The 13441-nt window shown below is 33.6% G+C and carries 14 protein-coding genes; 13 read left to right on the forward strand and 1 reads right to left on the reverse strand.

Annotated features, from left to right (window positions below; all coding sequences use genetic code 11):
* Positions 1-53 precede the first annotated feature (53 nt).
* From ACNC7R_RS04315 to ACNC7R_RS04360, 10 genes are all read left to right on the forward strand, one after another.
* Positions 54-467, forward strand: a complete 414-nt coding sequence (locus tag ACNC7R_RS04315; RefSeq protein ID WP_417939750.1) for a nuclear transport factor 2 family protein — start codon at positions 54-56, stop codon at positions 465-467.
* Between the two features lie 72 nt (positions 468-539).
* On the forward strand, positions 540-1106 hold the full coding sequence (locus ACNC7R_RS04320) for an NAD(P)H-binding protein (RefSeq protein ID WP_417939751.1): 567 nt from the start codon (positions 540-542) through the stop codon (positions 1104-1106).
* A gap of 9 nt (positions 1107-1115) precedes the next feature.
* Positions 1116-1346, forward strand: a complete 231-nt coding sequence (locus ACNC7R_RS04325; RefSeq protein ID WP_417939752.1) for a TMEM175 family protein — start codon at positions 1116-1118, stop codon at positions 1344-1346.
* A gap of 103 nt (positions 1347-1449) precedes the next feature.
* A complete protein-coding gene (locus ACNC7R_RS04330; RefSeq protein ID WP_417939753.1) occupies positions 1450-2547 on the forward strand; it encodes an IS4 family transposase in 1098 nt (365 codons plus the stop codon).
* Positions 2548-3028: 481 nt separating this feature from the next.
* The gene (locus ACNC7R_RS04335) at positions 3029-4162 is read left to right on the forward strand and encodes an NAD(P)-dependent alcohol dehydrogenase (RefSeq protein WP_417939754.1); all 1134 of its coding nucleotides are present in this window, start codon (positions 3029-3031) and stop codon (positions 4160-4162) included.
* Between the two features lie 116 nt (positions 4163-4278).
* Positions 4279-5439, forward strand: a complete 1161-nt coding sequence (locus ACNC7R_RS04340; RefSeq protein ID WP_417939755.1) for a cupin domain-containing carboxymuconolactone decarboxylase family protein — start codon at positions 4279-4281, stop codon at positions 5437-5439.
* An 11-nt stretch (positions 5440-5450) separates the two neighbouring features.
* Positions 5451-6509, forward strand: a complete 1059-nt coding sequence (locus ACNC7R_RS04345) for an NAD(P)-dependent alcohol dehydrogenase (RefSeq protein ID WP_417939756.1) — start codon at positions 5451-5453, stop codon at positions 6507-6509.
* 150 nt (positions 6510-6659) lie between these two features.
* Entirely contained in the window at positions 6660-7589 is a 930-nt protein-coding gene (locus ACNC7R_RS04350) for a helix-turn-helix domain-containing protein (protein WP_417939757.1), read from the forward strand.
* Positions 7590-7682: 93 nt separating this feature from the next.
* The gene (locus ACNC7R_RS04355; protein ID WP_417939758.1) at positions 7683-8450 is read left to right on the forward strand and encodes an SDR family NAD(P)-dependent oxidoreductase; all 768 of its coding nucleotides are present in this window, start codon (positions 7683-7685) and stop codon (positions 8448-8450) included.
* Between the two features lie 63 nt (positions 8451-8513).
* Positions 8514-10094 carry an NADP-dependent glyceraldehyde-3-phosphate dehydrogenase gene (locus tag ACNC7R_RS04360; RefSeq protein WP_417939759.1) on the forward strand — a complete coding sequence of 527 codons (1581 nt, stop codon included), beginning with the start codon at positions 8514-8516 and terminating at the stop codon, positions 10092-10094.
* A gap of 91 nt (positions 10095-10185) precedes the next feature.
* On the opposite strand, the gene ACNC7R_RS04365 is transcribed toward ACNC7R_RS04360, so the two are convergent.
* Entirely contained in the window at positions 10186-10596 is a 411-nt protein-coding gene (locus tag ACNC7R_RS04365; protein ID WP_417939760.1) for a winged helix-turn-helix transcriptional regulator, read from the reverse strand.
* A 103-nt stretch (positions 10597-10699) separates the two neighbouring features.
* Between ACNC7R_RS04365 and ACNC7R_RS04370 the strand changes: the two genes are divergently transcribed.
* The 3 genes from ACNC7R_RS04370 to ACNC7R_RS04380 all read left to right on the forward strand — a co-directional run bounded on the left by ACNC7R_RS04370 (position 10700) and on the right by ACNC7R_RS04380 (position 13361).
* The gene (locus ACNC7R_RS04370) at positions 10700-11656 is read left to right on the forward strand and encodes an alpha/beta fold hydrolase (protein WP_417939761.1); all 957 of its coding nucleotides are present in this window, start codon (positions 10700-10702) and stop codon (positions 11654-11656) included.
* Between the two features lie 23 nt (positions 11657-11679).
* Positions 11680-12495: an SDR family NAD(P)-dependent oxidoreductase gene (locus ACNC7R_RS04375; RefSeq protein WP_417939762.1), complete on the forward strand. Its 816-nt coding sequence runs from the start codon at positions 11680-11682 to the stop codon at positions 12493-12495.
* 62 nt (positions 12496-12557) lie between these two features.
* The gene (locus ACNC7R_RS04380) at positions 12558-13361 is read left to right on the forward strand and encodes an SDR family NAD(P)-dependent oxidoreductase (protein WP_417939763.1); all 804 of its coding nucleotides are present in this window, start codon (positions 12558-12560) and stop codon (positions 13359-13361) included.
* The last annotated feature ends 80 nt before the right edge of the window (positions 13362-13441 follow it).

The following is a 13441-nucleotide window of genomic DNA, read 5'->3' on the forward strand; positions in this document are numbered from 1 at the left end:
ACTTTTTATCTATCATCAAATAATCTACAATGAAAAAATTACTTGTATTCAGTTTGATAACGTTATTCTCCATCCATGCTAAATCCCAAAGCCCCGACCAAGCAAGTGTATTAGATATATCAGCAAAAATCTTTCAATGGGAAGTAGCCGGTTTAACGGATTCGCTAAGCAGTGTTTTCCACGACAAGCTACAGGTTTGGGGGACTTCAGGTGATCCTGTGAATAAAACTATATATCTGCACCGATTAAACAGTCCGGATTTTATTCATAATAATGTGACCATAGAAAAAAGTTCCGCATTGATTGCTGACAATACAGCCATTGTTAATGGCGATGGCATTTTTGACCTGACGATTTCTGGCGTTAAAACGGTACTTCATCTTTCTTACACGGAAGTATTTACCAGAGTTAATCCTTCACAACCGTGGATGTTGCTTACGATTACAGCAAAACAAAAAAATGATTAACCGAATCGTAGCTAAGGTCTTTTCAGCAGATATCGTTGGATAACTAATCTTTAATCAAAAAAAATAAACCTCGTGAAAAAAGTAATAATCATAGGTGCAACAGGAAGTTTAGCTTCTTATGTAATAGACGAATTAAAAAAACAATACGATGTTCAATTAACTCTTTTTGCCCGTAGTACCAAAAGAATTTTAAACATTGAAAATGCAAGTATTGTTCAAGGCGATGCAATGTATTACGATAATGTGAAAAATGCTATTGAAGGACAAGACATTGTTTATGTTAATCTAGCTGGCCAACTCGATGCGATGACTAAAAATATTGTTAAGGCTATGCAAGAGAATGGTGTGAAAAGAATTATTGCGATCAGTTCGATTGGAATTTTTGACAAGCCTCTTAAATCGGTTTTAGTACCCTATAAAGAACTATCCGATAACATTGAAAATTCAGGTCTGGATTATACTATTTTGCGACCTGACTGGTTTACCAATGCCAATGAAGTGGATTATGTTTTGACCCGAAAAGGAGAACCTGAAATAGGTCAAGCTATCTCAAGAAAAAGTATTGCATCATTTATTGGTACGTTAGTGGCCAATCCAGAAATTCATGTAAACGAGAATTTAGGAATTAGTAAACCTTAAAAAATGAAAATGGAGAAAAATAGAATTGAAGCTTTTACTGATGGCGTTTATGCTATTATCATTACCATAATGGTTTTAGAACTTAAAGCTGTACATAACCCAACTTTAGAAACCTATTTGGCAATGTGGCCTGTATTCATTAGCTATGCCGTTAGTTTTCTTTTTGTAGGCTTAAATTGGGCAAGCCACCATCATTTGTTTCAAACGGTCTCTAAAGTTAACAATAAGTTTAGTACATGACAAAATTATATTTTTCTAAAAATCAATAATATACAGGTTAATTAATTTGCAAAAAAGACTGATATTTCGTACATTATAGAATTATTACGACATAATTTTTATAATGAAGAATACCAGTCTTGAGTGTAAAGATACAGAGCTTATTTCAGTTTTACAAGGTCATTTCAAAGGGAAACTCAATTTAGCAAGGGTCAAGCTCATTTGTTTATTTATAACGGCTTTATGCAAAATAAAAACAGTTAATTATGATAGGTTAGCATCGGGATTTGATACAACCGCCAATAAAAATAGCTCTTATAGGAGGGTTCAAAGATTCATGAAGGAATTTGACTTTCCTATGAAAATAGTTTCTTCTTTGATATTCAATATATTACCGGTAAGATGCGATTTGGTATTGGTCTTAGATAGAACCAATTGGAAGTTCGGAACTAAAAATATCAACATTCTAATGTTGGGAGTCAGTTATAAAAATGTTGCATTTCCATTGATGTTCAAAATGTTGGATAAACGAGGAAATTCAGATATACAAGAGAGGATTGATTTAATCAAAACCTACATAGAATGGTTCGGGAGGCAAAGTATAGATTGTCTCTTAGCTGATAGAGAGTTTGTTGGGGATAAATGGTTAGAGTTTCTAAACCAAAACAATATTAGGTATTATATTAGAATCAGAAATAATTTCAAAATTTATTCTTATCAAAAACAGGAAGAGATTAAGGCTTTTTGGTTATTCAATAATTTAAAAATAGGCGAGTTTTACCACTATCCGAGAATTGTGGAGTTACATGGTCAAAAATGCTATCTTTCTGGGAGCAAGACCATTGCTAGGGATGGAAAAATAGAATTTTTAATTATTGTATCATTCAATAAACCAGAACAAGCAATGGTTTATTATAAACGAAGATGGCAAATTGAAACTCTTTTTAGAGGTTTAAAAAGTAGTGGTTTTAACATAGAAGACACACATGTGACGGATTTAAAAAGATTAGAAAAACTATTTTCTCTAACAATGATTGCTTTTGTATGGTGTTATAAAATTGGCGACTATTTGGATGAATGCATCCAGAAAATAATAATAAAAAAACATGGCAGAAGAGCAGTAAGTATTTTCAAGTATGGATTAGATTATTTGTCAAAATTTCTTTTGACAGGATTTAAATCTTTGGAAAACAATATGTTTTGCTTTTTGTCATGTACTTAAAACAATAAGGTACTTTGGATTAATATGCTTAACCTCTTTGTTCTCTCACTTGTTCCTTTTGCAACGGCAACAATGGGAGAAAATGACTTTAAAGCTGTTACTGTTACTATTTATGGCAGTTTACTTAGCTTAAGCATTCTAGTCTATTTAATTTTAGTGAATCAATTATGTAAGCTTCACGGAAAAGATTCTATTTTTTATAATAAATTCAAAGGACATAAAAAAACGTATATCAGCCTTGGATTAAATTGTCTAGCCATCCTTATCTCAATTATTGGATTCCCAAAAACAGCTTTTTTCCTTTTGATACTAACCTCATTATCGTGGTTTTTACCCAATCACATATTTGATCAGCACACAAAGACCATTTAAACAGTGTGAATCTTGTAATATTTATATTATATAGCATAATAAACTTTTGCAAAAAACAACCCAAATTGGTGGCATTTATAAATTAATTGATATTCTAAAAACATTAAAAATGAAAAATCTATTAAGTCTAATAATCGTATTTGTTTTAATACTCTTCAGTAGTGTATTTGCACAAAACAAACCTGTGCAGTCCTATGGATTTGCCGTAGTGGCTGCCGATGGCAAGTTCCAGCCCATTGAATTTCAACGACACGCCGTTGGAGATAACGAAATTCAAATAGACATTTTGTATGCCAGTATTTGTCATAGCGATTTACACCACGTTCACGGAGATTGGGGCAAAGAAGAATATCCGATGATTCCCGGCCACGAAATTGCAGGGCGTGTTTCCAAAGTGGGTAAAAATGTAACTAAATTCAAAGTTGGTGATTTAGCAGGCGTTGGCTGTATGGTAAACTCTTGTGGCAAATGTGACTTTTGTAAAGCAGATTTAGAACAATATTGCAAGGAAGTAGTACTCACTTATCACGATAAAGACCAGTTTCACAATAACGAAACTACCCAAGGCGGTTATTCAAACAATATCGTATTAACCGAAAACTTTGCAATAAAAATTCCAGCCCAAGCCGATTTAAAAAAAGTGGCACCACTTCTTTGTGCTGGGATTACCAGCTATTCACCCATTCATTATGCTGATGTAAAAAAAGGAGATAAAGTAGGTGTTGCAGGTTTTGGTGGATTGGGACATATGGCCGTTCAATATGCTGTAAAAATCGGTGCTGAAGTTACCGTTTTTGATATTACCGAAGACAAACGTACCGATGCCATTCGTTTGGGTGCGGTGAAATATGTCAACGTAAGTAGCCCAGATGAACTAAAAGGATTAGAGAATTCTTTAAATTTCATCATCAGTACAATTCCTGCTAGTTACGATCCAAACCTTTATCTAAAAATGCTTAAAATAGACGGTCAAATGGCTATTGTAGGACTACCTCCTTTTGCAATAATGCCTGTTATTCCCATTGATAAACTAATTTGGCAAGGCAATCGAAAAGTATTTGGTTCTCAAATTGGAGGTATCAAAGAAACTCAGGAAATGTTGGATTATTCTGTAGCCAACAATATTTATCCTGAAGTGGAAATTATTCCAGCAACAGCTACAGCCATTGAAAATGCCTATAAAAATGTGCTGGATGGAAAAGTAAAATTTCGTTATGTAATTGATATGAAAACAATGAAATAAATTCACTTAAAAAAAAGGACAGGATGAAAGTTGTAAAAAACAGATACTTTTTCACATTGATAGCTTTCGTTTTAATGTCTATCAGTAGTTTAAAAGCACAAGTAAAAACAAATAAAATGACAACATATACAGATAAAGGAATTGCAGCTCCAACAGCATACTTTACAGGAACAGTTTTCGTCAATATGAATGTAACACCCGAGGAAGGATACAACATCAATATGGGAACAGTAACCTTTGAACCCAAAGCCAGAACCAATTGGCACAGCCACACAAGCGGACAAATATTGTTTGTGATTGAAGGCATAGGCTATTATCAGGAAAAAGGCAAACCTATTCAATTGATAAAAAAAGGGGATGTGGTGAAAATTCCCAAAAATGCAGTGCATTGGCACGGAGCTTCTCACAACAGTTTAATGAGGCATATTGCCCTTGTTCCCGACCACGACAAGGATAAAACCGAATGGTTGCAAGCTGTAAGCGATGCCGATTACAATAGTTTCAAACCTGAAAAACCAACAAAAAATATCACGGCAACGGCTCATAAAAACCACGAGACCTTGTGGCCCAATTATAATTCAAAAGCCGCTCAAACAGATCCCGATTTGATACACGTCTTTGATAATTTTGCTTTTGATGAAGTGATACATCACGACGCTATGGACACCAAAACCCGAGTAGTACTGATTATGGCTTCCACTATTGGTAGTCAGGCTCTAACGGAATATAAAATGTTCGTAAACGCCGCTCTAAACGTTGGAGTAACCCCAATTGAAATAAAAGAAGTCCTGTACCAATCAGTTCCTTATGTAGGCATTGCCAAAGTGGTCGATTTTATTTATGCTACCAATGAAATATTTACTGAACGAAACATTTCTTTACCATTGGAAAGTCAATCGACTACTACACCCGAAACCCGAATGGAAAAAGGATTGGAGAAACAAAAAGAAATTATTGGTAACCGTATCGATGAAATGTATAAAAATGCACCGAAAGATTTGTTGCACATTCAAGAATACTTGTCCGCAAATTGTTTTGGAGATTATATCACAAGAAATGGTTTGGATATCAAAATGCGTGAAATGGTAACGCTTTCTTTCCTAATTGCTATGGGCGGAACAAAAAGTCAAATTAAAGGACATATAGCCGGAAATGCAAGAGTTGGAAATGACAGACAAATGATTATCAATGTCATAACCCAGCTACTTCCCTATGTGGGTTATACTCGAACATTAAATGCAATTAATTGTTTGAATGAAATTTTACCTTATAAATAACTAAAATTAATATGAAAACAACTCAAGTAAAAGCATACGGTACAGAAGCTCACGATGCTGATTTAAAAGAATTAAGCATTAACCGTAGAGAGGTATCCGCAAAAGATATTGAAATAGACATTCTGTATTGTGGAGTTTGTCACTCTGATTTGCACACTGCCCGAAACGATTGGGGCGGAACATTATATCCATCTGTTCCAGGACACGAAATTGTTGGTATAGTTACAAAAGTGGGAAGTGAAGTAACAAAACTAAAAGTGGGTGATTTGGCTGGAGTGGGTTGTTTGGTAGATTCATGCCATACCTGTGAAAGTTGCAAAAAAGACCTAGAACAATATTGTTTAACTGGATTTACTGGAACGTATAACGGTACTGATAAACATCTTGGCGGACACACTTTTGGTGGCTATTCCGAAAAAATTGTAGTAGATGAGCACTTTGTTTTAAAAGTACCCGCAAATTTAGATTTAGCGGCGGTTGCTCCATTACTTTGTGCAGGTATAACAACATGGTCTCCTCTGCGCCATTGGAATGTAGGTAAAGATAGCAAAGTGGCAGTCGTAGGTTTAGGCGGATTGGGACACATGGCTATAAAACTAGCAAAAGGATTAGGAGCTCATGTATCACTATTTTCAAGAACACCTGATAAAGAAAAAGATGCTTTAGCATTAGGTGCCGATGCCGTTATTATTTCAACAGATGCTGACCACATGGCTTCAGTAAGTGGCAAATTCGATTTAATTATTGATACCGTTCCTTATATTCACGATGTTAATCCATATGTTGCAACACTAAATATTAGCGGAACTTTAGTATTAGTTGGTTATCTGGGAGGTTTAGAACCAATTTTAAATACAGTTCCTATGATTTTAGGTCGAAAATCAGTAGCAGGTTCCGTAATTGGTGGTATTGCCGAAACTCAGGAAATGTTAGATTTTTGCGGAGAGCACAATATCGTTTCAGAAATTGAAATTATTAAAATGCAAGACATCAACCAAGCGTATGAAAGAATGCTGAAAAGCGATGTGAGATACCGCTTTGTTATTGATATGGCTTCTTTGAAAGAATAAACTCAAATACTAAAATTTAATATCCCAAATCCTTTCTAAAATTAGGATTTGGGATTTTTAATAAAATCAGTTTTACAACATATAATTAATTAGTGCTTAAAATAAGTTAATTAAAATAAACTAATTATATTTGAATTTTACAAATTAGGCATGAGTTCAATTACCATACAACAGTTTTATGAAGAGCTATTTGGAAGCAATAATCCAGATTTGAATGACATTTTAAGTAGCAACGTTAATAAAGATATAGGACATTTCAATGTGTTTAATGTAGCTGAAATGTATAAAATAGCTAAAGCGAAACCCGAAATGCCCTATAATAGAAGAACTTATTATAAAATAAGTCTGATTTCCGGAAAAAATAGAGTAGAATTCGCAGATAGAACTATTGAAGTAGTAGAATATGGTATTCTATTTGCAACACCCAAAATACCATACAATTATACGCCACACGATAATAATCAATCTGGTCATTTCTGTGTTTTTACAAAAGATTTTCTAGCAAAGTCAAAGATTGGTATCGACATCGATTTGCTGCCCATTTTCTCCAATCAAAGTGATTTTGTTTTTCAACTAACTAAAGATCAGTATGCGCAGATTGACACGCTTTTTGATAAAATGCACTCTGAAATCAATTCAGATTACGAATACAAGTATGATTTACTACGCAATTATTTAATGGAACTGATTCACCAAGGTCAAAAATTAAAGCCTATTAATCCTATTGAAAATACTAAAACGGCCTCTGCAAGAATCACTTCGCTATTTATAGAACTATTGGAACGACAATTTCCAATTGAAAATACAACCCAAATTTTAGTATTAAAAACACCAAAGGAATACGCATCAGCACTCGGAGTACATGTAAACCATTTGAACAGAGTTTTAAAAGAAAATACAGGCAAAACTACAGGCGAAATTATTGCTAGTAGAATTAATCAAGAAGCAAAAGCCTTGCTAAAACAAACAAAATGGAATGTATCTGAAATAGCTTACACCCTTGGTTTTGAGGAGATTGCTTATTTTTCTAATTTTTTTAAAAAGCATAACAAAAAATCTCCTGTAGTTTATAGAGAATAATTGTTTGATTATTACAACTATCACTTTGATTATTGCAAATCATTATCATTCTATTGTTCGCAACTTTGCATTGTAATCTTTAAATAAAATACAATGTCAAAAAATGAAAACAAATTAGTTCTATTAACGGGTGGTAGCCGTGGATTGGGAAAAGAAGCTGCGCTTCAATTAGCGGCAAGTGGATTTGATGTAATCATTACGTATCAATCTAATGCAAGTAAAGCTCAAGAAGTAGTTGAAGAAATTAAATCAAAAGGAAGAAAAGCTTTTTCCATTCAATTAGATTTAGGAAAAACGAATACGTTCAATTCTTTTGTTGCTGATCTTCAAAAATCGATGAGTGATGTATTTGGTAAAACACAACTAAACGCATTAGTGCATAATGCTGGAGCAGGATACTATGCTTCAATAGAAGAAACTACTGAAGAAGCTTTCGATGAGATGGCGGTTACACACTTAAAGGCTCCATTTTTCATAACACAAAAATTATTACCGCTATTGGCAGAAGGTTCAAGTATTGTGAATACTTCATCTGGTTTAGCACGCTTTACTCATGAAAATTGGGCTGCTTATTCTGTAATGAAAGCTGGTGTCGAGGCTTTAACTCGTTATCAAGCGCTAGAATTTGGTCCAAGAAAAATTAGAGTAAATACGATTGCACCCGGAGGTATAGCAACTGATTTTGGGGGCGGAGCAGTCAGAGACAATAAAGATGTTAACGATTGGCTAGCTGGTATAACTGCCCTAGGAAGAGTTGGATTACCAGACGATATAGGAAGTGTAATTGTATTTTTATGTTCTGATGATTCTAAATGGGTTAATGCACAACGTATTGAAGTTACTGGAGGAATTCATATCTAATACTTATAAAATCAGTGTCAATAACTTTGGCACTGATTATTTTTAATCAATAATCAAATAAAGATGAATGCTATACCCGAAGAATTTCAAATCAAGGAATTAATTAACCAAAATACATACCTAGTTGATGGAGAGCTAAAAAATTGGAAAGGAAAAACAACTGAAGTGTATTCTTCTATTTCTTCATCTGAAAATTATTCACCTACATTGTTAGGGTTTATACCTTACATGACTGAGGAAAATGCTGAAGAATTTATCAGTGCGGCTAAAGGTGCTTACAATAAAGGACAAGGATTATGGCCCACTATGAAAGTTGTAGAACGTATTAAATGTATGGAAAACTTTGTTTCGCAAATGAAAACTACACGTTCAGAAGTTGTGAAGTTATTAATGTGGGAAATTGGAAAATCTTTAGGTGATGCGGAAAAAGAATTTGACAGAACGGTTGATTATATTTATGAAACTATAGAAAATTACAAACAGCATGATAGAAATAATGCTCGTTTTTCCAAAACACAGGGAATAAATGCAATGGTGCGAAGAGGACCAATTGGCGTTGTTTTATGTTTAGGTCCCTATAATTACCCTTTAAACGAAACTTTTTCATTGCTGATTCCAGCGTTATTGATGGGTAATCCAGTAATTTTCAAACCTGCCAAACATGGCGTATTATTGATTAGTCCATTGCTAGAGGCTTTTAGAAATAGCTTTCCTCCAGGAGTAATCAATGTTATCTATGGAAGAGGTCGAGAAATTGCTTCACCAATAATGAAATCTGGTATCATTGATGTTCTTGCATTAATAGGAAATAGCAAATCCGCTATTGCTTTACAAGACCAACATCCTAACAAAAACAGACTGCGTTTAGTACTTGGCTTAGAAGCTAAAAATCCAGCTATTATTTTGCCAGATGCTGATTTAGACTTAGCCATTTCAGAGTGTATTGCTGGGACTTTATCTTTTAATGGTCAACGTTGTACAGCACTAAAAGTTATCTATGTTCACGAGTCAATTGCATCAGAATTCAACAAACGTTTTGCTGAAAAAGTGGATGCGTTATCTTTTGGCAATCCTTGGGAAAAAGGAGTTTTTTTAACACCGCTTCCCGAGGTAGAAAAACCAAATTATATAAAAAGCCTGATAGTAGATGCAGTTACTAAAGGGGCAAGTGTAATTAACGAAAAAGGCGGTGAATTGCATCCAAACTATATTTTTCCTGCAGTTTTATTTCCTGTAAATAAAGATATGAGGGTGTATCATGAAGAGCAATTTGGTCCCGTAATTCCTATAATGACATTCAAAGACATCCAAGAACCATTAAACGACATGGCAGATTCTAACTATGGTCAACAAGTAAGTCTTTTTGGAAAAAACATCAAAACATTAGCTCCACTTATTGATACTTTGGTGAATTTAGTTTGTAGAGTTAACTTAAATAGTTCCTGCCAACGTGGTCCTGATGTATATCCATTCACAGGAAGAAAAGATTCTGCGGTTGGAACCTTGAGTGTATTTGATGCACTGAGATCATTCTCAATAAGAACCTTTGTTGCTTCTAAGGACAATGATTACAACAATGCTATTTTACAAGAATTATTAAATAGTAGAGCATCAAACTTTATCAATACTGATTATATATTATAAATACCCTTTCTATAAACTATTTTAAAATTGAATTTTCAAAAAAAAATAACATTTTTGAAAATTCAATTTTATGTTTTGTTGTGATACGTAATTAAGCCTCTCTCAGCCTTTCCATACCCGTTTTTACAAATGCCTCTTTATCTTTATGGATCAATTCCAGCATAGCTTTACGTTCCTCTGGTACAGGGTAATATTTCTCAGCCCACAAGTTCATTTCAGCAATAATTGGCAACAAATCAATTCCTTTGTCAGTCAGTCGGTACAAGACTTTAGCCTTACTTTCAGGATGATTCAATTTTTTTATTATACCATTTTCTTCCAAAGATAACAGTCTAGTAGCTAATATATTAGTAGCGATTTTTTCCTCTGATTTTGAAAAATCACCATAAGTACACTCCTTTTTAAACATTAAATCGCGAACAATTAACAGCGACCACTTATCTCCAAAAACCTCTAAAGAATTACTAATTAAGCAATTAGATCTTTTTTTAACCTTTGACATAAAAATATTTTTAAAAAACACTTGCAAAATGCAAGTAAATATATTTATATTTGTACTTGCAATTTGCAAGCAAAAATAATATTAATTTTTAGAACATTCAAAAATGAAAACAAATTTTATAAAATTAAATGCATTGAATATGCAAAAAATTAGTCTACGAGCAATACTATTAGTAGCAACATTAACTTTTTTCAATCCAATTTATTCACAAAAAAAAAATATTATGAAAAAAACAACCGTAACTACAAATACTCAATTTGCAGTTATTGATGGCAAAAAAATTGCCTATAGAAAATTTGGGACTGGATCTCCAATCATCTTAACAAATCGCTTTAGAGGAACTTTAGATACTTGGGATCCTTTATTTTTAGATTTATTAGCAAAAAATAATACCGTGATTACATTCGATTATCCTGGTATTGGATATTCAGAAGGGGCTTTGCCTTTAGATATTAAGGAGGTCGCCAATGAAGTAATTAAGTTAGCAGACAATCTAAAAATTGATAAATTCAATGTTATGGGTTGGTCTTATGGAGGTTGGGTAGCGCAATACGTTACTTTTATGAATCCAAATCGTATTTTAAAAACAGTTTTAATTGGTACCAATCCAATGGGAAAAAATGAAGTTCCTTTTGAGCCTGTTTTTTTAGAAAGAGCTTTAAAACCAGTTAACGATTTTGAAGATGCAGTAGTACTGTTCTTTGAACCTAAATCTGAAAAAAGTAGAATTGCCGCTCAGGCCTCAATGGGTAGAATAATGGAACATATTGATTGGTCCAAAGTACCTGCAACTCAAGAGTTGTTTCAACGTTATTTTGCTTCTAATAATGCCATCCTAGAAGATAAAGATAATTTTAGAGAAGGATTTGCAACATTAAAAACACCTGTTTTAGTATTATCAGGTGACCATGATATTTCATTTGCTACTGAAAACTGGTTTCCACTATTGAAAAAATCTCCTTCTGTTCAGCATATTATCTTTCCAGAAGCTGGTCATGCTCCACAGTTTCAATATCCAGAACTATCAACTAGCTACATTAATACTTTTCTAAAAAATTAATAATTATAAATATATTTCAAAAAATGAGCAAAACAATTTTAATTACAGGAGCATCCCGTGGATTCGGGAAAATTTGGGCAGAAGCATTTTTAAAAAGAGGCGATAAAGTAATTGCCACGGCAAGAAACACAGAATCTTTAAATGATTTAGTAGCTACTTATAGCAGTGCAATACTACCGCTTCAACTAGATGTAACTAACAAAACGCAATGCTTCGAAGTAGTTAGCAAAGCCCAACAACATTTTGGCACTATAGATGTATTAATAAACAATGCAGGATACGGTTTGTTTGGAGCAGTTGAAGAAGCAAGCGAAGAAGAAGCTCGCACCCAATTTGACACCAATGTTTTTGGTACGCTATGGATGACACAAGCAATCCTTCCAATATTCAGAAATCAAGGATTTGGACATATCCTTCAAGTTTCGAGTGTTCTGGGTATCACCTCACTACCTCTTTTAGGACTTTACAATGCTACTAAATGGGCGGTTGAAGGTATGACAGAATCAATGGCAGGAGAAATTAAAGGGTTCGGTATCAATACCACATTGATTGAACCAATTGGTTACACTACTGATTTCTCTGGAGCATCTAGTGCCACAAGCGCCCCTATCGATGCTTATGCCGATTTAAAAACTGCTGTATATGCGCAATTTCAAACAATACCTTATGGAGTACCTGAAGCTACAGCTGATACAATTTTAAAAGTAATTGATGCTGAAAATCCGCCTTCAAGAATTTTTCTTGGCAAAACAGCATTGCCTTGGGCAAAACAAGTGTATGCAGACCGTATAGCACAATGGGAAGAAGTAAATGATTTATCAGAAGCTGCTCACGGATAATTAATTTTAAAGAACCTACAATTCATCTTGTAGGTTCTTTATCCTCTTAAAAACAGAAAAAAATGAGTAAAACCATTGTAATTACAGGAGCATCCTCAGGTTTTGGTTTACTATTAGCAAATCAACTCCATCAAAAAGGATTCCAAGTCATTGGTACAAGTCGAAATCCTGAAAAATACCAAAATAAAATACCTTTTAAACTAGTACGACTTAATGTTGATGACGATGCTTCGATCAATCAATTTATATCAGAACTGTTTAATACTATTACGAAAATTGATGTGCTTGTAAATAATGCAGGTTTTATGCTTACAGGTGTTGCCGAAGAAACTCCAATTGAGTTAGCAAAACAGCAATTTGAAACTAATTTTTGGGGAACAGTTAAAGTAACGAATGCTTTATTACCCTATTTTAGAAAACAAAAGAACGGACACATCATAACAATAAGTTCTATTGTTGGCTTAATAGGTCCACCAAATTTGTCTTATTATTCTGCATCTAAACATGCGGTGGAAGGCTATTTTAAATCATTACGTTTTGAGTTAAACCAATTCAATATAAAAGTAAGCATGGTAGAACCATCCTGGTTTAAAACGAATTTAGGAAATAATGCGTTGATTTCGAAAGGAACAATAAATAACTATGATGGCTATCGAGAGAAACTAAATGCTTTGACTAATGATGGAATAAAAAATGCTGAGGATCCAAAATTGGTGGTAAATGTTATTATGAAACTAATTCATTCTGAAGAACCATCTTTTAGAAATTTGGTGGGAAAAATGTCAGGAATAATTGTTTTTCTTCAAAATTATGCCCCAAAGATGTTTGAAAAAACCATGCTTAAAAATGTAGAAAAAGCAAAATAAAATGTCTTTATAGATACGTTTAAAATCTACTCTAAAAAGGGTAGATTTTTGTCGTTTCAATAAATTAATAAATCTAACAA

Origin of the sequence: Flavobacterium adiutor (assembly GCF_048282555.1) — a bacterium.
Classification (GTDB): Bacteria; Bacteroidota; Bacteroidia; order Flavobacteriales; family Flavobacteriaceae; genus Flavobacterium.

Bases quoted from the DNA above. Each gene is read 5' to 3' on its own strand.
- ACNC7R_RS04325 (WP_417939752.1), top strand. From the start codon at position 1,116: ATGGAGAAAAATAGAATTGAAGCTTTTACTGATGGCGTTTATGCTATT.
- ACNC7R_RS04330 (WP_417939753.1), top strand. From the start codon at position 1,450: ATGAAGAATACCAGTCTTGAGTGTAAAGATACAGAGCTTATTTCAGTT.
- ACNC7R_RS04335 (WP_417939754.1), top strand. From the start codon at position 3,029: ATGAAAAATCTATTAAGTCTAATAATCGTATTTGTTTTAATACTCTTC.
- ACNC7R_RS04340 (WP_417939755.1), top strand. From the start codon at position 4,279: ATGACAACATATACAGATAAAGGAATTGCAGCTCCAACAGCATACTTT.
- ACNC7R_RS04345 (WP_417939756.1), top strand. From the start codon at position 5,451: ATGAAAACAACTCAAGTAAAAGCATACGGTACAGAAGCTCACGATGCT.
- ACNC7R_RS04350 (WP_417939757.1), top strand. From the start codon at position 6,660: ATGAGTTCAATTACCATACAACAGTTTTATGAAGAGCTATTTGGAAGC.
- ACNC7R_RS04355 (WP_417939758.1), top strand. From the start codon at position 7,683: ATGTCAAAAAATGAAAACAAATTAGTTCTATTAACGGGTGGTAGCCGT.
- ACNC7R_RS04360 (WP_417939759.1), top strand. From the start codon at position 8,514: ATGAATGCTATACCCGAAGAATTTCAAATCAAGGAATTAATTAACCAA.
- ACNC7R_RS04365 (WP_417939760.1), bottom strand. From the start codon at position 10,596: ATGTCAAAGGTTAAAAAAAGATCTAATTGCTTAATTAGTAATTCTTTA.
- ACNC7R_RS04370 (WP_417939761.1), top strand. From the start codon at position 10,700: ATGAAAACAAATTTTATAAAATTAAATGCATTGAATATGCAAAAAATT.
- ACNC7R_RS04375 (WP_417939762.1), top strand. From the start codon at position 11,680: ATGAGCAAAACAATTTTAATTACAGGAGCATCCCGTGGATTCGGGAAA.
- ACNC7R_RS04380 (WP_417939763.1), top strand. From the start codon at position 12,558: ATGAGTAAAACCATTGTAATTACAGGAGCATCCTCAGGTTTTGGTTTA.